The organism is Streptomyces sp. NBC_00158 (assembly GCF_045160885.1).
In the GTDB taxonomy this organism is placed as follows: Bacteria; Actinomycetota; Actinomycetes; order Streptomycetales; family Streptomycetaceae; genus Streptomyces.
Window position 1 is genome coordinate 5,508,606 of sequence record NZ_CP108161.1, and the last position, 21,112, is coordinate 5,529,717.

The 21,112-nt window shown below is 69.6% G+C and carries 18 protein-coding genes, 1 tRNA gene and 1 pseudogene; 5 read left to right on the forward strand and 15 right to left on the reverse strand.

What is annotated here, in order from left to right; translation table 11 throughout:
- Nucleotides 1-35: 35 nt before the first annotated feature.
- Nucleotides 36-1,841 carry a bifunctional metallophosphatase/5'-nucleotidase gene (locus OG553_RS25360; RefSeq protein WP_405981190.1) on the reverse strand — a complete coding sequence of 602 codons (1,806 nt, stop codon included), beginning with the start codon at nt 1,839-1,841 and terminating at the stop codon, nt 36-38.
- 141 nt (nt 1,842-1,982) lie between these two features.
- Between OG553_RS25360 and OG553_RS25365 the strand changes: the two genes are divergently transcribed.
- A complete protein-coding gene (locus OG553_RS25365) occupies nt 1,983-2,693 on the forward strand; it encodes an SIMPL domain-containing protein (protein ID WP_405981191.1) in 711 nt (236 codons plus the stop codon).
- A 133-nt stretch (nt 2,694-2,826) separates the two neighbouring features.
- Nucleotides 2,827-4,254, forward strand: coding sequence for a pyruvate kinase (gene pyk / locus OG553_RS25370; RefSeq protein ID WP_405981192.1), 1,428 nt, complete (start codon nt 2,827-2,829; stop codon nt 4,252-4,254).
- A gap of 18 nt (nt 4,255-4,272) precedes the next feature.
- Here the strand turns inward: pyk and OG553_RS25375 are convergent, their stop codons facing one another.
- Nucleotides 4,273-4,845 carry an RBBP9/YdeN family alpha/beta hydrolase gene (locus tag OG553_RS25375; protein ID WP_405981193.1) on the reverse strand — a complete coding sequence of 191 codons (573 nt, stop codon included), beginning with the start codon at nt 4,843-4,845 and terminating at the stop codon, nt 4,273-4,275.
- 90 nt (nt 4,846-4,935) lie between these two features.
- Between OG553_RS25375 and OG553_RS25380 the strand changes: the two genes are divergently transcribed.
- Nucleotides 4,936-5,544, forward strand: coding sequence for a TetR/AcrR family transcriptional regulator (locus OG553_RS25380; RefSeq protein WP_405981194.1), 609 nt, complete (start codon nt 4,936-4,938; stop codon nt 5,542-5,544).
- A 10-nt stretch (nt 5,545-5,554) separates the two neighbouring features.
- On the opposite strand, the gene OG553_RS25385 is transcribed toward OG553_RS25380, so the two are convergent.
- From OG553_RS25385 to OG553_RS25400, 4 genes and pseudogenes are all read right to left on the reverse strand, one after another.
- The gene (locus tag OG553_RS25385; protein WP_401251569.1) at nt 5,555-5,809 is read right to left on the reverse strand and encodes an EF-hand domain-containing protein; all 255 of its coding nucleotides are present in this window, start codon (nt 5,807-5,809) and stop codon (nt 5,555-5,557) included.
- Between the two features lie 40 nt (nt 5,810-5,849).
- Complete coding sequence (locus tag OG553_RS25390) at nt 5,850-6,515, reverse strand: MerR family transcriptional regulator (RefSeq protein ID WP_405981195.1); 666 nt, start codon at nt 6,513-6,515, stop codon at nt 5,850-5,852.
- Between the two features lie 45 nt (nt 6,516-6,560).
- Nucleotides 6,561-7,314 (reverse strand): annotated as a pseudogene (locus OG553_RS25395) (helix-turn-helix domain-containing protein).
- Nucleotides 7,315-7,425: 111 nt separating this feature from the next.
- Nucleotides 7,426-7,498, reverse strand: a tRNA-Leu gene (locus OG553_RS25400).
- Nucleotides 7,499-7,596: 98 nt separating this feature from the next.
- On the opposite strand from OG553_RS25400, the gene OG553_RS25405 reads away from it, so the two are divergent.
- On the forward strand, nt 7,597-8,250 hold the full coding sequence (locus OG553_RS25405) for an ANTAR domain-containing response regulator (protein ID WP_405981196.1): 654 nt from the start codon (nt 7,597-7,599) through the stop codon (nt 8,248-8,250).
- A 73-nt stretch (nt 8,251-8,323) separates the two neighbouring features.
- On the opposite strand, the gene OG553_RS25410 is transcribed toward OG553_RS25405, so the two are convergent.
- From OG553_RS25410 to OG553_RS25450, 9 genes are all read right to left on the reverse strand, one after another.
- Nucleotides 8,324-9,040: an ABC transporter ATP-binding protein gene (locus OG553_RS25410; protein WP_405981197.1), complete on the reverse strand. Its 717-nt coding sequence runs from the start codon at nt 9,038-9,040 to the stop codon at nt 8,324-8,326.
- Complete coding sequence (locus OG553_RS25415) at nt 9,037-9,984, reverse strand: ABC transporter ATP-binding protein (RefSeq protein WP_405981198.1); 948 nt, start codon at nt 9,982-9,984, stop codon at nt 9,037-9,039. The genes OG553_RS25410 and OG553_RS25415 overlap by 4 nt, the downstream gene beginning before the upstream one ends.
- Nucleotides 9,985-9,987: 3 nt before the next feature.
- On the reverse strand, nt 9,988-11,805 hold the full coding sequence (locus OG553_RS25420; protein ID WP_405981199.1) for a branched-chain amino acid ABC transporter permease: 1,818 nt from the start codon (nt 11,803-11,805) through the stop codon (nt 9,988-9,990).
- Between the two features lie 5 nt (nt 11,806-11,810).
- On the reverse strand, nt 11,811-12,740 hold the full coding sequence (locus OG553_RS25425; RefSeq protein WP_362463201.1) for a branched-chain amino acid ABC transporter permease: 930 nt from the start codon (nt 12,738-12,740) through the stop codon (nt 11,811-11,813).
- 107 nt (nt 12,741-12,847) lie between these two features.
- Nucleotides 12,848-14,077 carry a branched-chain amino acid ABC transporter substrate-binding protein gene (locus tag OG553_RS25430; RefSeq protein WP_405981200.1) on the reverse strand — a complete coding sequence of 410 codons (1,230 nt, stop codon included), beginning with the start codon at nt 14,075-14,077 and terminating at the stop codon, nt 12,848-12,850.
- Between the two features lie 299 nt (nt 14,078-14,376).
- On the reverse strand, nt 14,377-14,877 hold the full coding sequence (locus tag OG553_RS25435) for a Tat pathway signal sequence domain protein (protein ID WP_405981201.1): 501 nt from the start codon (nt 14,875-14,877) through the stop codon (nt 14,377-14,379).
- Between the two features lie 122 nt (nt 14,878-14,999).
- Nucleotides 15,000-15,431, reverse strand: coding sequence for a hypothetical protein (locus OG553_RS25440; RefSeq protein WP_405981202.1), 432 nt, complete (start codon nt 15,429-15,431; stop codon nt 15,000-15,002).
- Between the two features lie 56 nt (nt 15,432-15,487).
- The gene (locus OG553_RS25445; RefSeq protein WP_405981203.1) at nt 15,488-15,952 is read right to left on the reverse strand and encodes a PaaI family thioesterase; all 465 of its coding nucleotides are present in this window, start codon (nt 15,950-15,952) and stop codon (nt 15,488-15,490) included.
- Between the two features lie 51 nt (nt 15,953-16,003).
- Nucleotides 16,004-18,274 (reverse strand): FdhF/YdeP family oxidoreductase, encoded by a 2,271-nt coding sequence (locus OG553_RS25450; RefSeq protein ID WP_405981204.1) that lies wholly within the window; start codon nt 18,272-18,274, stop codon nt 16,004-16,006.
- A gap of 104 nt (nt 18,275-18,378) precedes the next feature.
- Here OG553_RS25450 and polA point away from each other — a divergent pair, with 104 nt between their 5' ends.
- On the forward strand, nt 18,379-21,099 hold the full coding sequence (gene polA, locus OG553_RS25455) for a DNA polymerase I (protein WP_405981205.1): 2,721 nt from the start codon (nt 18,379-18,381) through the stop codon (nt 21,097-21,099).
- Nucleotides 21,100-21,112 lie beyond the last annotated feature (13 nt).

Here is a 21,112-nt window from a genome sequence, read left to right on the forward strand (position 1 = left end):
ACAGCAGGACCCGGCCGCACCCACCGCGCGGGGGACTAGAACACCGGCACGCCGGCCCGCGTCAGACGCCAGTCCACCGAGGCGAACTGCGCCGGGTCCACCGTGCCCTTCGCCTTCACCCACTGGATGATCGTGTTGCGGATCTCGTCCGAGTTCGCCCACAGCTGCTTCGCCTTCGGCACGTGCGGGAACGCCCCGCCGCCCGAAGCGCGGTAATTGTTCACCGCGAACACGAACCGACCCGCCGGGTCCACCGGCTTCCCCGCGAAGGACAGCCCCGTGATCCGCGAACCCACCGGCTGCGCGATGTCGATGTCGTACGTCAGCCCGTACACCGCGTCGTAGTTGTAGTCCGGGACGTTCTCGGAGTTCGTCAGCTTCGCCGGATCCACCGCACCGCCCGGAGCCGTCTGCACGTAGTACCGCGCCGAGTACTCCAGGTAGTCCTTCAGCTGCGCACCCGTCATCAGGCGCGCCTCCAGGGTGTTCTCGAACGGGTACAGCCCCGCCGCGTCCCGGATCGTCACCTGGCCCGCCGGTATCGCCGCCGTCCGCGAGAAGCAGGAGGCCTGCGACAGCACCGGCAGCGAACCCCACTCGGTGCCGGCCAGGGCCGTCTTCACCGTCTCCGCCTGCACGTGGTTGATCAGGTCGATGATCGGCACGTCCTTGACCGGGCCGTCGGCCGAGGACATCGCCTGCGTCGAGGTCCCGATCACCTGGTTGACGTACGCCACCACCTTGCGGTGCTCGTCCGACAGCAGCCGCGTGATCTTCGGGTCCTCGGCGGCCGTGTTCGAGTTCAGCACCTTCGCCGAGACCTTCGCCACCGACCAGCGGCCCCGCTCCCACGACAGCTCGAAGTCGAACAGCGTCAGCCGCTGCCCCCACTTCAGCGGCTCCGACAGGACCACGTCCTTGCCGGTCGCCTTGTTCTTCACCCGGTACTCCGGGATCTCCGTGTGCGCGTGCCCCACGAGGATCGCGTCGATCCCCGGCACCTGCTCGGCCACCAGACCCGCCGCGTTCTCGATGTACGGGAGCTGGTCACCGTACGAGGAGGTACCGCTCGACCCCGAGTGCGCCGACACGATCACCACGTCCGCGCCCATCGAGCGCAGCTTCGGCACGTACTTCGCCGCCTGCTCCTCCAGGCCGGGGAACGTCATCTTGCCCTGCACGTTCGCCTTGTCCCAGATCGCGATGCCCGGGTTGGTCAGGCCCAGCACCGCCACCTTCACGTCCCGCCCGTGCGGGGTCCGCAGCCGGTGCATGCTGTACGGCGCGAACGCGGGCCGCAGCGTCTTCGCGTCCAGCGCGTTCGCCCCCAGCAGCGGGAAGCGGCACTGCTCCTCGAACTTCCGCAGCACCGGGATGCCGTAGTTGAACTCGTGGTTCCCGAGCGCCGCCGCGTCGTAGCCGATCGCGTTCATCGCCTGCGCCATCGGGTGCACCGGACCGCGGCGGGCCGTGATCGGGTCCACCTTGGCGTAGTAGTACGAGAGCTGCGTGCCCTGGATCGTGTCGCCCGCGTCGATCAGCAGCGTGTTGCAGCGCCCCTTCTCCGCGCGGACCTGCTCCACCAGAGTGGAGATCTTCGCCAGGCCGACGTCGTTGTGGGCCTTGTCGTCGAACTCCTTGTCCGTGAAGTAGTCCCAGTTGAAGACGTTCCCGTGCAGGTCGGTCGTACCCATCACGGTGAACGCGTAGGTCTTGGAGCCCTTCGACCCGGCCGACGGCGCGGCCGCGGCGGCGGCCGGGGTGCTCGTGGCCCCCGCCATCGCCACAGCGGCACCCGTGGCGGCCGAAGCCCCCATGAACGTCCTACGGTCAAACGCCATTGCCATCTCCCCTTGTGAGGCGTGTTACGAAGCGTGAACGACGCGCGTAGATTCTGACTCACCGGTAACAAGCCGCAACACCCCCCTCAGGTTTCGATCCGATGACCACACCCGAACGGGCGCCGGTGCGAGAGTGAAACCATGACCCAGGACGCCACGAACGCCAGCCACCAGCCCTACGGAACCCCCGAGGTCCCCCGCGTCGCCGTCCGAGGAGAAGCCCGCCTCGAAGTCGACCCCGAGATCGCCCGCATCGGCATCACCGTCAGCGCCCGGGGCACCGACCGCCGCACCGCCCTCGACGACCTCACCCGCCGCAACAACACCGTCCTCGAACTCCTCAAGAGCTACGGCGAACCCGTCGAGAGGATCGAGACCGGCTCCTTCTCCATCACCCCCGAACCCGCCCGCCACGGCCGCGGCGAACGCGTCCGCGCCTACCACGGCCGCGTCCACATCACCGCCGAACTGAGCGACTTCACCGCCCTCGGCGAACTCGCCACCCGCCTCGCCGACCTCGACCTCACCCAGGTCGACGGCCCCTGGTGGGCCCTGCGCCCCACCTCGCCCGCCCACGGCGAAGCCCGCCGCCAGGCCGTCCTCGAAGCCGTCCAGCGCGCCCGCGAATACGCCCGCGCCCTCGGCGCCGACCTCGCCGCCCTCGTCGAACTCGCCGACCTCGGAGCCGAGGACGCCACCCCCTACCCGCAGCCCGGCGGCGGCATGCGCGCCATGGCCTTCGCCTCGCCCGCCGAAGACGCCGGCGCCCCGCCCCTCGACCTCGAACCCCAACGCCAGACCGTCTTCGCCCAGGTCAACGCCCGCTTCACCATGACCCCGCCCCGGCTCTGAGAACCACCTCGGGGGTGCTCATCGGAGCACCCCCACGCACATTCAAATAATGTCAACAACCTTTTGCCCAAAGGTTGTTGAGGAGACGCCCGGACCTCATTTCCTACCACCCGGTAGGGCATACGCTCGCCCCATGCGCCGAGCGAAAATCGTATGTACCCTGGGCCCCGCCACCGACTCGTACGACCAGATCAAAGCCCTGGTCGAAGCCGGAATGGACATCGCCCGCTTCAACCTCAGCCACGGCACCTACGCCGAACACGAGGACCGTTACCAGCGCGTGCGGAAGGCCGCCGACGAAACCGGCCGCAGCGTCGGCGTCCTCGCCGACCTTCAAGGCCCGAAGATTCGCCTCGGCCGCTTCCGCGAAGGCCCCGTACTCCTTGAACGCGGCGACGAGTTCACCATCACCGTCGAGGACCACCAGGGCGACCGCCACACCTGCGGCACCACCTACAAGGGCCTCGCCGACGACGTCACCGCCGGCGAACGCATCCTCGTCGACGACGGCCGCGTCACCCTCGAAGTCACCTCCGTCGACGGCCCCCGCGTCCACACCCGCGTCATCGAAGGCGGCATGGTCTCCGACCACAAGGGACTCAACCTCCCCGGCGTCGCAGTCTCCGTCCCCGCCCTCTCCGAGAAGGACATCGAAGACCTCCGCTGGGCCCTGCGCACCGGCGCCGACGTCATCGCCCTCTCCTTCGTCCGCACGGGCCGCGACATCGAGGACGTCCACCGCATCATGGACGAGGAAGGCCGGCGCCTCCCCGTCATCGCGAAGATCGAGAAGCCCCAGGCGGTCGAGAGCATCGACGACATCGTCGCCGCCTTCGACGGCATCATGGTCGCCCGCGGCGACCTCGGCGTCGAAATGCCCCTCGAACAGGTCCCCATCGTCCAGAAGCGCGCCATCAAGCTCGCCAAGCGCAACGCCAAGCCGGTCATCGTCGCCACCCAGATGCTCGACTCGATGATCGACAACAGCCGCCCCACCCGCGCCGAGGCCTCCGACGTCGCCAACGCCGTCATCGACGGCACCGACGCCGTCATGCTCTCCGGCGAAACCAGCGTCGGCAAACACCCCATCGACACCGTCCGCACCATGGCGCGCATCGTCGAAGCCGCCGAAGAGGACATCCTCGCCAAGGGACTCCCGCCCCTCACCGACCGCAACAAACCCCGCACCCAGGGCGGAGCCGTCGCCCGCGCGGCCGCCGAAATGGGCGACTTCCTCGGCGCCAAGTTCCTCGTCGCCTTCACCCAGAGCGGCGACACCGTCCGCCGCCTCTCCCGCTACCGCAGCCCCATCCCGCTGCTCGCCTTCACACCCGACCCCGCCACGCGCTCCCAGCTCAACCTCACCTGGGGCGTCGAGACCTTCCTCGGCCCCCACGTCGACTCCACCGACGCCATGGTCGCCCAGGTCGAAGAGGAACTCCTGCGCATCGGACGCTGCGTCCCCGGCGACGTCGTCGTCATCACCGCCGGCTCACCCCCCGGCGTCACCGGCAAGACCAACCTCGTCCGCATCCACCACATCGGCGACCCGGTCCGCTGACCCCGGCTACCACAGCCGCTACAGCACCTCGCGTATCAACCGCACCGCGTCGGGCAGCTCCAACCGGCTCTCACCCGTACTGGGGAAATGCCCGCCCGACGCGGTCACGGTCGCCGTCGCCCCCAACTCCGTCACGAACCGCATCACATGCTCAGAGGTCGCCGCACCCGTCACCGGATCATCCGCCGCGTGCAGCACCCGGAACCCCCGAGCCGCCCCACGGATCCGCGCCCAGTCGAACTCCGGAGAGAAGAACGGCGCCAACGCGTCATACCCCACCTCGCCGGCCATCGACGCCACGAACACCACCCCCGCGAACGGCCCCTCGGCCGCGGTGTCGTGCTCCTGGAGCAGACGCAGCACATTCACCCCTCCCAGGCTGTGCCCCACCAGCACCGTCTCACCCGCCGGCGCACCCTCCACCTGCCCCGCCAGCTCCTTCAGCCACGCCCCCGCATCCGGCGCGAACGGCTCCGGGAAGTCCGGCACCCGCACCTCGTGCCCCTCACCCGACAGCTCCCGCGCCACCGACGGGTACCAGTGCTCGCCGCTGCCCATCCCGTACCCGTGCACGATCACGATCCTGCTCATGACTGTCCCCCTGAAGTCCCGCCCGAAAGCCGGGCGACTTATCGAAACGCTACGCAGCGTTTCGATAAACGGTAGGGCTATCGTGATGCCGTGTCAACCACTCCCCAGAACCCGCAGCCGCCCCGCACCGGCGGACGCATCCGCAACGAAGACGCCCACCACTCCGTCCTCGAAGCCACCGCAGCCCTACTCGTCGAGAACGGCTACGGCGCCCTCACCATCGAAGGCGTCGCCAAACGCGCCAACGTCGCCAAGAGCACCGTCTACCGCTGGTGGAAATCCAAGCCCGCCCTCGTCATGGACGCCTACGCCCACGAAACCGCCACCCGCGTCCCCGAACCCGACACCGGCACCCTCGAAGGCGACCTCACCGCCTTCACCACCGACCTCTACGCCATCGGCCGCGACCCCGTCCGCGCCAAAGCCCTCACCGGCCTCATGGCCGAAGCCCAACTCGACCCCGCCTTCGCCGAAGCCTTCCGCGCATGGGTACGAACCCGCCGAGAACTCGTCGGACGCCTCCTCACCCGCGCCCTCGCCCGCCAGGAAATCCCCGCCGGAACCGACCTCACCCACGCCACGGACCTGGTCTTCGGCCCCTTCTGGTACCGCCTCCTCGTCGAACACGCCCCCCTCGACCCCGCCGACGCCGAAGCCCACGTCAGAACCGTCCTGCGGGGCCTCGAACGCCGCGAGTGAGACCGACCCCCTACGACCAGCCGAACCGACGGTCCACCTCGGCCTCGAACTCCTCGAACGACAACACCGCGTCACCGTTCTTGTCGGCCGCGTCGAACAACGCCGACGACGCGTCCCCGTCCCCCAGCCCCCAGAACGGCAGGTCCCCCCGCGCCGCCAGCGTCGGCCCCTTGTCACGCAGCGCCGAGATCACCTCGGCCCGGGTCAGCTCACCGTCATGGTTCAGATCCAGCGCATCGAACAGCTTCCGAGCCTTCTCGCTCACCGAACGTCCCTCCACCACGAACACCGTTGACCCCCTCAACCTAGGGCACCAACCCCGGCACCACCTCCCACCCGTTCACCACCCACACCAACCGCCAATACCGCTCCACCCGAGCATCCACCGGCCCCACCACCCCCGGCGCCCGCCGGAACTCCTCCCGGAACCCCGCGTCCCCCACCAGCCCGGCCAGCTCCACCCACGCCGCCACCTGCCCGGTGGACGGATCCTCCGGCAGCTCCGGCGCCGCAGCCCGCACCATCGCCGCCACCGACTCCTCGGCCCCCTCCACCAACAGCTCCACCCACCGCCGGCGCTCCTCGCCCGCCAACCGCGTCACGTCATGCATCAACCGAACCTCCTCAGGACCCGCCCCACGCTCGGCCACCAGCCGCAACACCGCCCGACGCAACCGCAACGCCCGGATCTGCGCCTCCACCGCATCGGCGTGCACGGCGGCCACCTCGGCCACCGACAGCTCCCGATCCAGCACCCGCCGCACGCCGGTCAGATCCACCCCCAGCTCCCGCAGCGTCCGCACGAGCTCCAGCCGCACCACCGCGCCGCCGTCGTACAGCCGGTACCCGGCACGACTACGACAGGCCGGCACGACGACCCCCTCGTCGGAATAGAAGCGGATGGTCCGCACCGCCAACCCGGTCCGCCGGGCCAGCTCCCCGATCGAATACAACTCCGTCGCGCCGTCCATGCCCCTACCTTGCGGCCTCCACCCACTGGAGACTCAAGCCCGGGCTCAGTACTTCGGCCCGACGTGGGCGTCCATGAGCGCGACGGATTCCTTACGGGCAATGGAGACGTTGTACTTGTTTGCCTGCTTCCACTCGACGCCGACCCGGTCCAAGGTGCCGGTCAGGAGCCCGGAGATGTCCTCGGACTTGTTGGTGAAAGAAGTACCGGGGGTACTCGTACCGCTTGCCGTTCCGGACGGTCCAGTTGGCGGTCCGGCATCCGTCGGAGTGGATGAGGCCGCGGATGAACTCCCATGGGTGGGCTTGCACGACTTCCTGCTGCCAGGTCTCCAAGGCGATTCGCCGCTCGTGCTTCTTCCCCGGGCCATGCTGTGGGAAGAGGCACGTCCAGTGCTGTGTGTGCGACTTGACCTCGACGCAGCCACCTCTGGTGCGACGGCTGACGCGCGGCAGTGGCATGACGTGCCTCATCGCCTGTTCGGCGGCATCGACCAGCCCGGGATGGGTTGCGTCACAGAAGACGGAGAGATGATGCTGCTTGGGCTTGGAGACTATGTGGCCGTCGCCGAGATAGAGGCCGAGCAGGTAGGCGTACGCCCGCTGGTCGAATTCCCGGCCGGTGCAGTGCGGGCCGTCAGTCGGTTGGACGTAGGACTCGCCCCGGCGTCTTCGGTCCTCGTGCCGCCACCATCCGACGGTTCCGCGCGGCAAGTCGAAGAGTTCGGCCACGTCCCGGTTGGGCATGCCTCGGCGGAGAAGCAGGACAGCCTCTTCGCGAATCGAAGAATCGTGCTCCATGCTCTGGAGCTTTCATTGCCGTTCGTCCGGTTGGCCGCAATTCGAAGTTTCGTTCACCGTGACGAGTGAAGATCACCGAAAAGCTTGGCGACCTTGGAATTGAAGGAGAAGTGCCCCGGGTCGGATTCGAACCGACGCTGAATGGGTTTTGAATCCATGGCCTCTGCCGCTGGGCTACCGGGGCTCCTTCGAAACGAAGGATACAGAAGACCCTCCGTGTCACAAACATACAGGAGCTAGGTAGGCTCGGGGGAGCTGAATCGCCTTGCACAAGGAGCCCCCGTGACCGCCGAGCACGAGTCGACGCCCACGCCCGACGCCGACCAGTCGCACGTTCCGCCGCTGACGACCCGCGTCGTCATCGCCGAGGACGAGGCGCTCATCCGTCTCGACCTGAAAGAGATGCTCGAAGAGGAGGGGTACTCCGTCGTCGGCGAGGCCGGAGACGGGCAGACGGCCGTCGAGCTCGCCCGCGAGCACCGGCCCGACCTGGTGATCCTCGACGTGAAGATGCCCGTCCTCGACGGGATCTCCGCCGCCGAGAAGATCGCGGAGGAGTCCATCGCCCCCGTGCTCATGCTCACCGCGTTCTCCCAGCGCGACCTCGTCGAGCGGGCGCGGGACGCCGGGGCCATGGCGTACCTGGTCAAGCCCTTCAGCAAGAGCGACGTCGTCCCGGCCATCGAGATGGCCGTCTCCCGGTTCGCCGAGCTGAAGGCGCTGGAGAAGGAGGTCGCGGACCTCTCCGCGCGCCTGGAGACCCGCAAGCTCGTCGACCGGGCCAAGAGCATCCTGCAGACCGAGTACAAGCTGTCCGAGCCGGCCGCGTTCCGGTGGATCCAGAAGACCTCCATGGACCGCCGCATGTCCATGCAGCAGGTCGCCGAGGCGGTCATCGAGGACGCCGAGGAGAAGAAGCAGAACGCCGGCAAGTAGGGCGGGGCAACGCGTGAGGCCCGTCTCCCCCCGAGGGGAGACGGGCCTCACGGCTTTGCGGAGCCGGCGCGGACTAGTCCTCGCCGAGGTAGGCCTTGCGGACGTCCTCGTTGACGAGGAGCTCGCGGCCCGGGCCCGACAGGACGATCTTGCCGATCTCCATGACGTGGCCCTGGTCGGCCAGCGACAGCGCGGCCTGGGCGTTCTGTTCGACCAGCAGGATCGTGGTGCCCGCCGCCTTGAGCTCGGCGATGGTCGCCATGATCTTCTGCATCATCAGCGGCGACAGGCCCATCGAGGGCTCGTCCAGCATCAGCAGCTTCGGCTGCGACATGAGCGCGCGGCCCATGGCGAGCATCTGCTGCTCACCGCCCGAGAGGGTGCCGGCGGCCTGCTTGCGGCGCTCTCCCAGGATCGGGAAGAGGTCGTAGGCGCGCTGGACGTCCTTCTGGATGCCTTCCTTGTCGTTGCGGAGGAAGGCGCCGAGGAGGAGGTTGTCCTCGATCGACATGCGCGGGAAGATGTGCCGCCCCTCGGGGGAGTGGGCGAGTCCGAGCGAGACGATGTCGTGCGCGGGGACCTTCTTCAGCGACTTGCCCTGGAACCTGATCAGCCCGCCCTTGGGCTTGATGAGGCCGGACAGGGTGCGCAGGGTGGTGGTCTTGCCGGCGCCGTTGGTGCCGATGAGGGTGACGATCTCGCCCTCGTTGACGGTGAAGGAGATGCCCTTGACGGCTTCGATCTTGCCGTAGGCGACGCGGAGGTCCTCGACCTCCAGGAGTGCGGTCACTTGGCCTCTCCGTCCGTGCTGGTGGTGCTGTCCGCCTCGGCCTCGGCCTCGGCGGCTTCGGCCTCTGCTTCGGCGGCTTCGGCCGCGACCTCTGCTTCGGCGGCTTCCTCGGCGGCTTCCACTTCGGCGACCTCCTCGGCGCCGGGGGCGCCTTCGAAGGGCTCTCCGAGGTAGGCGGCGACGACGCGCTCGTCGCCCTGGACCTCGCCGGCGGTGCCCTCGATGAGCTTCTCGCCCTGGACGAGGCAGGCGACGCGGTCGCAGAGGTTGAAGATGAAGCGCATGTCGTGCTCGATGACGAGGACGGCGATGCCCTGGTCCCGGATGGCGAAGATGAGCTCTTCGGCGGCCCGGGTCTCCTGCGGGTTCATGCCGGCGGTGGGCTCGTCCAGGAGGATGAGGCCGGGGTCGCTGGCGAGGGCGCGGGCGATCTCCAGCTTGCGCTGCTCGCCGTAGGGGAGGTTGCGGGCCAGGTGCTCGGCCTTGTGGGCGAGGCCGATGAACTCCAGGAGCTCCATGGCGCGCTCGCGGCTGGCCTGCTCCTCCTTGCCGAAGCTGGGGAGGCGCAGGAGGGCGGACCAGAGGCCCTCCTTGGTGCGGGTGTGGCGTCCGACGAGGACGTTTTCCAGGACCGTCATGTTGTTGAAGAGACGGATGTTCTGGAAGGTGCGGGCGATGCCGGCCGCGGTGACCTTGAAGGACTTGGGGGGCAGGACCGTGCCCTTGTACCGGACTTCGCCCTCGGTGGGGATGTAGAGGCCGGTGAGGCAGTTGAAGAAGGTGGTCTTGCCGGCGCCGTTGGGGCCGATGAGGCCGACGATCTCGCCGCTGCGGACGGTGAGGTCGACGTTCTTGACGGCGGTGAGGCCGCCGAAGCGCATCGTGACACCGCGGGCGTCGAGGACGGTCTCGGCGGTTGCCGTTTCGGTCGTGGTGGTGGTCATGGATCAGGCCCCTGCCTTGCCGAGGACTGTGGGCGCTTCGAGGTCCTTGTGGAGTTCGAGCTGGTTGCGCCGGTTGGGGATGAGGCCTTCGGGGCGCAGGCGCATCAGGATGACGAGCGCGATGCCGAAGACGAGGAGCTGGTACTCGCCCAGGAACTGGAGCTTGTTGGGGATCATGAAGAGGAGGGCGCCGCCGACGAGGGGGCCGGAGATGGTGCCCATGCCGCCGAGTACGACTGCCGCGAGGAGGAACGCGGAGTTCGGGGGGACGGCGTTGGCGAAGACGTACTGGTCCGGGGTGACGGTGTAGTTCACGTGGGCCTGTACGGCTCCGGCGAGGCCGGCGAGGGTGGCGCCGAGGGCGAAGGCGATGAGCTTGACGCGGAAGCCGTTGATGCCCATGGCTTCGGCGGCGGTCTCGTCTTCGCGGATGGCGACCCAGGCGCGGCCGATGCGGGATTCGGCGCTGCGGCGGAAGACCATGATCACGACGAGGGTGACCAGGAGCATCAGCAGGAAGTAGTTGGCGAAGCGGCCGACCGCGATTCCGGCGATGGTGTGGGTGGCGCCGAAGTCGAACCCGAAGAGGTTGACGTTGGGGACGCCGGCGACGCCGTTGGGGCCGTTGGTGAGGTCGGGTCCGCTGACGCCGTCGAGGTTGTTCATCGAGATGCGGAAGATCTCTCCGAAGCCCAGGGTGACGATGGCGAGGTAGTCGCCGCGCAGCCGCAGGGTCGGGGCGCCGATGAGGACGCCGAAGACCATGGAGGCGAGGGCGCCGAGGAGGATCGCGGCCCAGAAGGGGAGGTGCACTCCGAAGGGGGAGTTGGGGGAGCCGGAGACCAGGGCCGCGGTGTAGGCGCCGACGCCGAGGAAGGCGACGTATCCGAGGTCGAGGAGGCCGGTGAGGCCGACGACGATGTTCAGGCCGAGGGCGACGGTGGCGAAGATGAGGATGTTGACGCCGAGGGTCGCGTACTGGTCGTCGGTCTGGGTGAGGGGGAAGGCGGCGGCCGCGACGAAGGCGCCGACGAGGGCGACGTTGCGGTGCTTGTTGGTGAGGGCGGTGAAGCGGGCCACCAGGCCGGCCTTGTTGAGGGCCGTGAAGCCGAAGCCGGCGGTGATCAGGAAGCCGATGAAGAGTTCCTGGTAGGGGGTGGTGACGCCGTAGGTGAAGACGCCGAGGGCGACGGCGAGGACGGCGGTGATGATCAGGATCTCGGCGTAGGCCGGGAGGGCGCGGGCCGGCTTCGGGGTGCCGCTGGCGTGGGCGGCCTTGGTGACGGCCCAGCTGTTGCCGATGTTGTGCTTGGTCTGCTCCCACCAGGTGTCTTCGGGGTCCGCGAGTTCGGTCGCGGGGCGCTCGAAGGGGAGGGAGCGGGCGCCGAGGTAGGCGGCGAGCGCGGTGGCGATGGCGACGAAGCCGCCGGGCTCCAGGTTGACGAGGCCGCCGAGGGTGTTGCTGATCGCCCAGGCGGTGTAGGCCACGGTCAGGAGGGTGCCGAGGGCGCAGAGCTTGATCGCGGCGTCGGTTCCGGCGGGGGCGATCCAGCGCAGGCCCTTGATGCCGTAGGAGCTGAGGCCGAAGAGGGTGGTGAGGGCGCCGCCGGTGAGGACGAGCCACTGGAGGCCGCCGGGGTATCCGTAGACGGTGAGGTCGCCGGGGAAGGCGGAGGTCCAGGTCCAGGCGAGGAAGCAGGAGATGACGGTGAGGGCGCCGCCGGCGGTGGCGAGGGCCCGTGCGGTCTTCTCGGGGAAGGAGATTCCCCGTCGGCCGGTGGCCTGGGTCTGGGGCGTGGTGTCTGTGGTGGTGGTCGTCATGGTTCTCACGCCCTGTCCGCCACGCGCTCACCCATCAGGCCCTGGGGCCGGAAGAGGAGCACGAGGATGAGGAGTACGAACGCCCAGGTGTTGCCCCAGGACTGGCCGCCGAGCTGCTGCATGCCCGGTACGTCGGCGATGTAGGCGGTGGTCAGGGTTTCGGCGAGGCCGAGGACGATGCCGCCGATCATGGCGCCGTAGATGTTGCCGATGCCGCCGAGGACGGCCGCGGTGAAGGCCTTGAGGCCGAGGATGAAGCCCATGCGGTAGTTGACTTCGCCGTACTTGAGGCCGTACGCGACGGCTCCGACGGCGGCGAAGGCGGCACCGAGGGCGAAGGCGACCGTGATGATCCGGTCGGTGTTGATGCCCATGAGCTTCGCGGTGTCCGGGTCCTGGGCGGTCGCCTGCATGCCGCGGCCGGTGCGGGTCTTCTTGACGAAGAAGCCGAGGAAGGCCATGGAGATGGGGGCGGCGAGCAGGAGGAAGACGTCACCGGTCTGGATGGTGATGCTGCCCAGGTGGAAGGGGCCGCCGGGGATTTCGGGGAAGACGACGGAGGACTTCGCGTCGGGGTACCAGGCCCACACGACCTGCTGGAGGACGATGGAGAGGCCGATGGCGGTGATGAGCGGGGCGAGCCGTGGGGCGCTGCGCAGGGGCCGGTAGGCGAAGCGTTCGGCGCCGACGGCGATGAGGGTGGCGACGATGATGGCGCCTATGAGCATGAGCGGCAGCGCGATCCACATGGTGGTGCCGCCGGGGAGCATCAGCCAGACCGTGAGGGCTCCGAACCCGCCGGTCATGAAGATCTCGCCGTGGGCGAAGTTGATGAGCTGGACGATGCCATAGACCATCGTGTAGCCGATGGCGACGAGCCCGTACATGGATCCCAGTAGCAGGCCGTTGACCAGCTGTTGCGGCAGTTCGTGCACCGCAGGTCCTCCGAGTCTTTCGACGGATGTGACACCGCGCGGGGCGCAATGGTGCGCGCCCCGCGCGGCAGGTGAGGGGTGAGGCTAGGGGGTCAGCCGGTGGGAGGTCAGCCGGCGAGGGTGCCGGACTCGACGGTCTTGAAGTCGTCGCCGTCGACCTTGTAGACGGTGAGCTGCTTGTTGGTGGCGTCACCGAACTCGTCGAAGGAGACCTTGCCGGTCACGCCTTCGAAGTTGACGCCCTGGACGGCCTCGAGGACCTTGGCGCGGGCGTCGGAGGGGAGCTTGCCGTTGTTGGCGTCGACGACCTTCTTGACGGCCTCGATGACGGCCCAGGCGGAGTCGTACGAGTAGCCGCCGTAGGCGGAGTAGTCGTCCTTGTAGCCGGCCTTCTTGTAGTTCTCGACGAACTCCTTGGCGGAGGCCAGGCTCTCGACGGGGGCGCCGACGGAGGTGCAGAGGTCGCCCTGGGCGCTTTCGCCGGCGAGCTCGACGTACTTCTTGTCCTTCATGCCGTCGCCGCCGACGAGCGGGATGTTGGTGCCGGAGGCCTTGATCTGCTTGCTGAGCGGGCCGGCCGCCGGGTACTCGCCGCCGTAGTAGACGACGTCGGCGCCCGAGGACTTGACCTGGGTGACGATGGCCGAGAAGTCCTTCGACTCGGGGTCGATGTGGCCCTCGCCCGCGACCTGGCCGCCGAGCTTGGTGAACTCGCCCTTGAAGGTTCCGGCGAGGCCGGCGCCGTAGGTCTTCTTGTCGTCGATGATGAAGACCTTCTTCTTGCCCGCCTTGTTGAAGAGGTACTGCGCCGCGTACGGGCCCTGGATGGCGTCCGTGGTGGCGGTGCGGAAGTAGCTCTTGTAGGTGCGGGTCTTCTGGCCCTCGGCCCACTTGGGGCCCTGGGTCAGCGAAGGGCTGGTGTTGGCCGGGGAGATCTGGGCCAGCTTGGCGTCGTCGAAGACCTTCTGCATGGCCTCGGAGACGGAGGAGTTGAGCGGGCCGACGACGCCGAGGACGTTCTTGTCGGCGGTGAGCTTGGTGGCGTTCTGCTGGCCGGAGGAGGCCTGCGCCTGGTCGTCGAGGGCCTGGATCTTGAAGGTGACGCCCTTGACGTACTTCTTCTCGTTGGCCTGCTTGGCGGCGAGGTCCGCGGAGTTCTTGATGCCGAGGCCGAGGGCGGAGAGGTCGCCCGTCAGCGGGGCGTCGACGCCGATGACCACGGTGGTGCCACCGTCTCCGGTGGATCCGCCCTTGTCGTCGCGCGAGCCGCAGGCGGTGAGAGTGAGAGCGCCCGCGGCGAGGGCGGCGGTCACGGCGATGAGCTGACGAGAACGCACGATCAGTCCTTTCCTGGCGCCGCGTCCCCCGTGGGACGCGTCGAGTCGAACGCGGGGAACCGAACTGAAGAAATCCGGCGGTCGCGGTAACTGGCCGTGACTCTAGGCGGCCCATCGGCGGTTATGGAGGGCTGAGGCCAATGATGTGACTCTCTTGTTATGCCACGGCGTAATACATAGCGGTTCACGGCGGGTGGAACGGGGGAATTCAGGCCGGTTCGTCTTGTCCGCATCCTGAGACAGGGCAGGACCATGGGGCAGTTTGGGTCCTGACAAGCCAGGACTCTGGGGGTTTTTGCTCATGACGGCCCCGAGGTGGCCGTGTCTCGGGCTTCGGGACAGGTCCTGGTCAGCGCGACGGAAAGATCCCTGGCATATCGGTCACCGGGGATGTAACTGTGATCCTCTTTCTGGAATCCATTACTCAGGGTCACTTCCAGGAATGGGAGCCCGGAATTCCGTGCTACATGCACGCAGTCTTTTGCCTGAATGAGAACGAGGAGCTCGCGGACTTCTCCCGCCCCCACCGTGGCCGGGAGGGATGGCCGGATTGTCATGCCCAGCGCCTGTGACGGCTGGCCGATCCGCTCGACCGTGACGGCGGGCCCGCCCGTCGCCCGCACACGCACAGTGAAGGCGAAGGCGGCCCCGTCGGGCGCCGGCTCCACCGGATCCCCGTACGTGAGGGACAGGGCCTGCGAGGGGGCGGGCGGGACCTCGGGCCGGGGCGGCTCGGGCCGCGTGGCGTAGATGCGGGCGGCGGCCGCGGCCAGCACGGCGGCCGACGCGACGCTCAGCACGGCTCTGCGGTGGCGGGCGTAGCGGGAGCGGATCCACTCCGCGCGGGGCGTACGCGGCCCCCTGCGCGGCCCCTGCCCGCCCCCGGTGCCCTCCCCGGGTTCCACCGGGCCGATGCCGGCGCTCACTGCCAGGGCCCGCCGGTCGGGGTGCCCGAGCGGTGGCGCGCGGCGCAGCGGGCCTCCGCGTCGCGGGCGGCGCTCTCGCGGGCGGTGGCGGTGCCCTCGGTGCGCCGTACGGCGCGGGCGGTTTCGAGGACGGCGCGCAGGATCTCGTTCTGGTCGCCGGACAGGCCCATGGACTGGTAGTCGAGGCCGGTGGCGTCCTCGCCCTCGCCCGCGCCGAGGACGACCCCCGCCCAGTGGGTGACGAGGGCGGCGCACAGGGCCTGCGGCGGGGTGGTGCGGGGCGCGGGAGCGGTGCGGGGTGCGCGGGTCGGTCCGGCGCAGCCCGCCAGGAGGGTGGCGGTCAGGGTGGTGGCGGTGAGGCCGGCGGCGAGGAGCGCAGTCCTCCCGCGTGCGGCCGTGGCGCCGCGCGGCGCCGGTCCGGATCCCATGCGGGAACGCTAGACCGGCGCCGGGGGCGGCACAACGGCTCGTACCGGACGGGGTGTTAAGAGTCCGTGTCGCGCAGCAGGCAGGTGAGGCGGGCGGTGCAGACGCGGCGGTCCTGGTCGTCGGTGACGACGATCTCGTAGGTGGCCGTGGAGCGGCCGCGGTGGACGGGGGTGGCGGTGCCGGTGACGTGGCCGTCGCGGACGCCGCGGTGGTGGGTGCAGTTGAGGTCGACGCCGACGGCGATCTTCTTGCTGCCGCCGTGCATCATGGCGCCGACCGAGCCGAGGGTCTCGGCGAGCACGGCGGAGGCTCCGCCGTGCAGGAGTCCGTAGGGCTGGGTGTTGCCCTTGACGGGCATGGTGGCGACGACGCGTTCGGCGGAGGCCTCCAGGATCCGGATCTCCATCCGCTGCCCGAGGGCGCCCGCCGAGAAGAGGGCGGGCAGGTCTATGCCCAGGGCCGCGTACTCGTCGAGGACTTCCTGGGGGAACTTCACGGCGTGCTGCTGCTCGTCGGCCATGGGCCTGCTCCGTTCGTCAACGATCGTTAACCACTGTCCGGTCTCGTTCTATCAGGCCGGTTCGAAGCGGACGACGACGGACTTGCTGGCGGGGGTGTTGCTGGTGTCGGCGGTGGAGTCGAGGGGGACCAGGACGTTGGTCTCCGGGTAGTAGGCGGCGGCGCAGCCGCGCGCGGTGGGGTAGTGCACCACGCGGAAGCCGGGGGCGCGGCGCTCGACGCCGTCCTTCCACTCGCCGACGAGGTCGGTGTAGGAGCCGTCGGCGAGGCCGAGCTCGGCGGCGTCCAGGGGGTTGACCATGACCACGCGGCGGCCGCCGGTGATGCCGCGGTAGCGGTCGTCGAGGCCGTAGATGGTGGTGTTGTACTGGTCGTGGCTGCGCAGGGTCTGGAGCAGGAGCCGGCCGGCGGGGACCTTCGGGTACTCGACGGGGGCGGCGGTGAAGTTGGCCTTGCCGGTCCTGGTGGGGAAGCGGCGTTCGTCGCGGGGGCCGTGGGGGAGCTGGAAGCCCGCCGGGCGTGCGGCGCGGGCGTTGAAGTCCTCGAAGCCGGGGACGACGCGGGCGATGCGGTCGCGGATGGCCGCGTAGTCGTTCTCGAACTCCTCCCAGGGGGTGCTGGAGGCGGTGCCGAGGACGGCGCGGGCCATGCGGGCCACGATGGCCGGTTCGGACAGCAGGTGCGGGGAGGCGGGGGCCAGGTTGCCGCGGGAGGCGTGGACCATGCCCATGGAGTCCTCGACGGTGACGAACTGGCGGCCGCTCTTCTGGACGTCCTTGTCGGTACGGCCGAGGGTGGGCAGGATCAGGGCGCGCCGGCCGGTGACCGCGTGGGAGCGGTTGAGCTTGGTGGAGACGTGGACGGTGAGGGAGGCGCGGCGGATCGCGGCCTCGGTGACGTCCGTGTCGGGGGTGGCGCCGACGAAGTTGCCGCCCATGGCGAAGAGGACCTTGGCCTTGCCGTCGCGGAGCGCCTCGATGGAGCGGACCACGTCGTAGCCGTGGGCGCGGGGCGAGGTGATGCCGAATTCCTTGTCGAGGGCGTCGAGGAAGGCGGGGGCGGGGCGTTCGAAGATCCCCATGGTGCGGTCGCCCTGGACGTTGGAGTGGCCGCGGACGGGGCAGACGCCGGCGCCGGGGCGGCCGATGTTGCCGCGGAGCAGGAGGAGGTTGACGACCTCGCGGATGGTGGCGACGGAGTGCTTGTGCTGGGTGAGGCCCATGGCCCAGCAGATGATGGTGCGCTTCGAGGCCAGGACCATGGCCAGGGCGCGTTCGATCTCGGGCCGGGTCAGGCCGGTGGCGGTGAGGGTCTCGTCCCAGTCCGCGTCCTTCGCGGCGGCGGCGAGGGCCTCGTACCCGTGGGTGTGCTCGCGGATGAAGTCCTCGTCGAGGGCGCCGTCGGTCTCGATGACGAGCTTGTTGAGGAGGCGGAAGAGGGCCTGGTCGCCGCCGATGCGGATCTGCAGGAAGAGGTCGTTGAGGGCGGTGCCCTTGAGCATGCCGAGGGGGGTCTGGGGGTTCTTGAACCGCTCCATGCCGGCCTCGGGCAGCGGGTTCACCGAGATGATCTTCGCGCCGGCCGCCTTGGCCTTCTCCAGCGCGGAGAGCATGCGGGGGTGATTGGTGCCCGGGTTCTGTCCGGCGACGATGATCAGGTCTGCGCGGTGGAGGTCTTCGAGGGAGACGCTGCCCTTGCCGATGCCGATGGTCTCGCTCAGCGCGGAGCCGGAGGACTCGTGGCACATGTTGGAGCAGTCCGGCAGGTTGTTGGTGCCGAACTCGCGGGCGAAGAGCTGGAAGAGGAACGCGGCCTCGTTGCTGGTGCGGCCGGAGGTGTAGAAGAGGGCCTCGTCGGGGGAGGACAGGGCTCCGAGCTCCTCCGCGATGATCGCGAAGGCCTTCTTCCAGCTGACGGGCTCGTACCGGTCGGCGCCCTCGGGCAGGTACATGGGCTGCGTGATGCGGCCCTGCTGGCCGAGCCAGTAGCCGCTGCGGGCGGCCAGCTCGGGGAGCGGGTGGGCGGCGAAGAAGTCCGGGGTGACGCGGCGCAGCGTGGCCTCTTCGGCGACGGCCTTGGCGCCGTTCTCGCAGAACTCGGCGGTGTGCCGCTTGTCGCCCTCGGGCCAGGCGCAGCCGGGGCAGTCGAAGCCGTCCTTCTGGTTGACCTTGAGCAGGGTCCGCGCGGTGCGGGCCATGCCCATCTGCTCGGTCGCGATCCTCAGGGTGTGGCCGATGGCGGGGAGTCCCGCGGCCGCGTGCCGGGGCGGCGTGACCTGGGGCGCGTCCTGTACCGGGTCACCTGCGGGCGGCTTCGTGGCCATGTTGCTCCCCTTCGAGCAGTAATCGCGTACGCATCCGATCCTGTCACGCCCGGCCGACATCGCCGACGGCGGATTTGTCGGTGGGGGCGCCTAGGATCGGGGGCGTGGCAGAGACAGCATCGAAGAAGACCGACCAGCCGACCGCAGCGGACCGCCCCCGCCTGATGCTCATGGACGGGCACTCCCTGGCCTACCGGGCGTTCTTCGCGCTGCCCGCGGAGAACTTCACCACGGCCACGGGCCAGCCGACCAATGCCATCTACGGCTTCGCGTCGATGCTGGCCAACACGCTGCGTGACGAGGCGCCCACGCACTTCGCGGTGGCGTTCGACGTGTCCCGCAAGACGTGGCGCACGACGGAGTTCCCCGAGTACAAGGCGAACCGTTCGAAGACCCCGGACGAGTTCAAGGGGCAGGTCGAGCTGATCGGCGAGCTGCTCGACACGATGAAGGTGCCGCGGTTCGCGGTGGACGGCTTCGAGGCCGACGACGTGATCGCCACGCTGGCGACGCAGGCGGAGGCCCTCGGCTTCGACGTCCTGATCGTCACGGGCGACCGGGACTCCTTCCAGCTGGTCTCCGAGCACACCACGGTGCTGTACCCGACGAAGGGCGTCTCCGAGCTGACCCGGTTCACGCCGGAGAAGGTCGAGGAGAAGTACGGCCTCACCCCGCAGCAGTACCCGGACTTCGCGGCGCTGCGCGGCGACCCGTCGGACAACCTGCCGGGCATCCCGGGCGTCGGCGAGAAGACCGCCGCCAAGTGGATCACCCAGTTCGGGTCGTTCGCGGAGCTCGTGGAGCGGGCCGACGAGGTCAAGGGCAAGGCCGGGCAGAACTTCCGGGACCACCTGGAGGCCGTGAAGCTCAACCGGGTCCTGACCGAGATGGTCAAGGACGTGGAGCTGCCCAAGACCCCCGCCGACCTGGCCCGCGCCCCGTACGACCGCTCCGCCCTCACCGGCGTGCTGGACGTGCTGGAGATCCGCAACGCCTCCCTGCGCGAGCGGCTGCTGGCCGTGGACCCGGGCGCGGCCGAGGCCGAGGCCCCCGCCCCGGCGGCCGGCGTGGAGCTGGACGGTTCCGTGCTGGGCGCGGGTGAGCTCGCGCCCTGGCTCCAGGCGCACGCGGACGGCCCCCTGGGCGTGTCCACCGTCGACAGCTGGACGCTGGGCACGGGCAACGTCAGCGAGATCGCGCTGGCCTCGGCGGGCGGCGCGGCCGCCTGGTTCGAGCCGTCCGCGCTGGACGAGGCCGACGAGCGCGCCTTCGCCGCCTGGGCCGCCGACGCGGAGCGCCCCAAGGTGGTGCACAACGCCAAGGGCCTGATGCGGGTCTTCCCCGAGCACGGCTGGACCCTGGCCGGCGTCACCATGGACACCGCCCTCGCCGCCTACCTGGTCAAGCCGGGCCGCCGCTCCTTCGCCCTGGACGTGCTGTCCGTGGAGTACCTGGGCCGGGAGCTCCAGCCCCCGGCCGCCGACGGCCAGCTCGCCTTCGGCGCCGACGACACCGCCGAGGCCGACGCGCTGATGGCGCAGGCCCGCGCGGTCCTGGACCTGGGCGACGCCTTCACCGCGAAGCTGCCCGAGGTCGGCGCGGTCGAGCTGCTCCACGAGATGGAGCTGCCCACCTCCGAGCTGCTGGCCCGGCTGGAGCGGGCGGGCATCGCCGCCGACCGCGACCACATGGAGGGCATGGAGCAGCAGTTCGCCGGCGCCGTGCAGCAGGCGGTCAAGGAGGCGCACGCGGCGGTCGGCCACGAGTTCAACCTCGGCTCGCCCAAGCAGCTCCAGGAGGTGTTCTTCGGCGAGCTGGACCTGCCGAAGACGAAGAAGACCAAGACCGGCTACACCACGGACGCGGACGCGCTGGCCTGGCTGGCCACGCAGACCGACCACGAACTGCCGGTGATCATGCTGCGGCACCGGGAGCAGGCCAAGCTGCGGGTCACCGTCGAGGGCCTGGTCAAGTCGATCGCCGCCGACGGCCGGGTGCACACCAGCTTCAGCCAGACCACCGCGGCCACGGGCCGGCTCTCCTCCACCGACCCCAACCTGCAGAACGTGCCGGTGCGCACCGACGAGGGCCGCGCCATCCGCCGCGGCTTCGTCGTCGGCGAGGGCTACGAGTCCCTGATGACCGCCGACTACAGCCAGATCGAGCTGCGCGTGATGGCCCACCTCTCCGAGGACGAGGGCCTGATCGAGGCGTTCCTGTCCGGCGAGGACCTGCACACCACCGTCGCCTCGCAGGTGTTCGGCGTGGAGCGCTCCCAGGTCGACGCCGAGATGCGCCGCAAGATCAAGGCCATGTCGTACGGCCTGGCGTACGGGCTGTCCGCGTTCGGTCTGGCGCAGCAGCTGAACATCGAGCCGGCCGAGGCGCGCGGGCTGATGGAAACCTTCTTCGAGCGGTTCGGCGGGGTCCGCGACTACCTCCAGCGCGTGGTGGACGAGGCCCGCGCGACCGGCTACACGGCGACGGTCTTCGGCCGCCGCCGCTACCTGCCGGACCTCAACAGCGACAACCGCCAGCGCCGCGAGGCCGCCGAGCGGATGGCGCTGAACGCCCCGATCCAGGGCACTGCCGCGGACATCGTCAAGGTGGCCATGCTGCGCGTGGACAAGGCCCTCGCCGAGGCCGGGCTGACCTCGCGGATGCTGCTCCAGGTCCACGACGAAATCGTCCTGGAGATCGCCCCCGGTGAGCGGGAGCGGGTCGAGGAGCTCGTGCGCCGGGAGATGGGCGCGGCCGTCGAACTGCGGGCCCCGCTGGACGTGTCGGTCGGCGTGGGCGGCGACTGGGAGTCCGCCGCGCACTGACCGGCGTACGCGC

Coding starts and splice junctions, on each gene's coding strand:
- OG553_RS25360 (WP_405981190.1), bottom strand. CDS start 1,841: ATGGCGTTTGACCGTAGGACGTTCATGGGGGCTTCGGCCGCCACGGGT.
- OG553_RS25365 (WP_405981191.1), top strand. CDS start 1,983: ATGACCCAGGACGCCACGAACGCCAGCCACCAGCCCTACGGAACCCCC.
- pyk (WP_405981192.1), top strand. CDS start 2,827: ATGCGCCGAGCGAAAATCGTATGTACCCTGGGCCCCGCCACCGACTCG.
- OG553_RS25375 (WP_405981193.1), bottom strand. CDS start 4,845: ATGAGCAGGATCGTGATCGTGCACGGGTACGGGATGGGCAGCGGCGAG.
- OG553_RS25390 (WP_405981195.1), bottom strand. CDS start 6,515: ATGGACGGCGCGACGGAGTTGTATTCGATCGGGGAGCTGGCCCGGCGG.
- OG553_RS25415 (WP_405981198.1), bottom strand. CDS start 9,984: ATGACCACCACCACGACCGAAACGGCAACCGCCGAGACCGTCCTCGAC.
- OG553_RS25420 (WP_405981199.1), bottom strand. CDS start 11,805: ATGACGACCACCACCACAGACACCACGCCCCAGACCCAGGCCACCGGC.
- OG553_RS25440 (WP_405981202.1), bottom strand. CDS start 15,431: ATGGGATCCGGACCGGCGCCGCGCGGCGCCACGGCCGCACGCGGGAGG.
- OG553_RS25445 (WP_405981203.1), bottom strand. CDS start 15,952: ATGGCCGACGAGCAGCAGCACGCCGTGAAGTTCCCCCAGGAAGTCCTC.
- OG553_RS25450 (WP_405981204.1), bottom strand. CDS start 18,274: ATGGCCACGAAGCCGCCCGCAGGTGACCCGGTACAGGACGCGCCCCAG.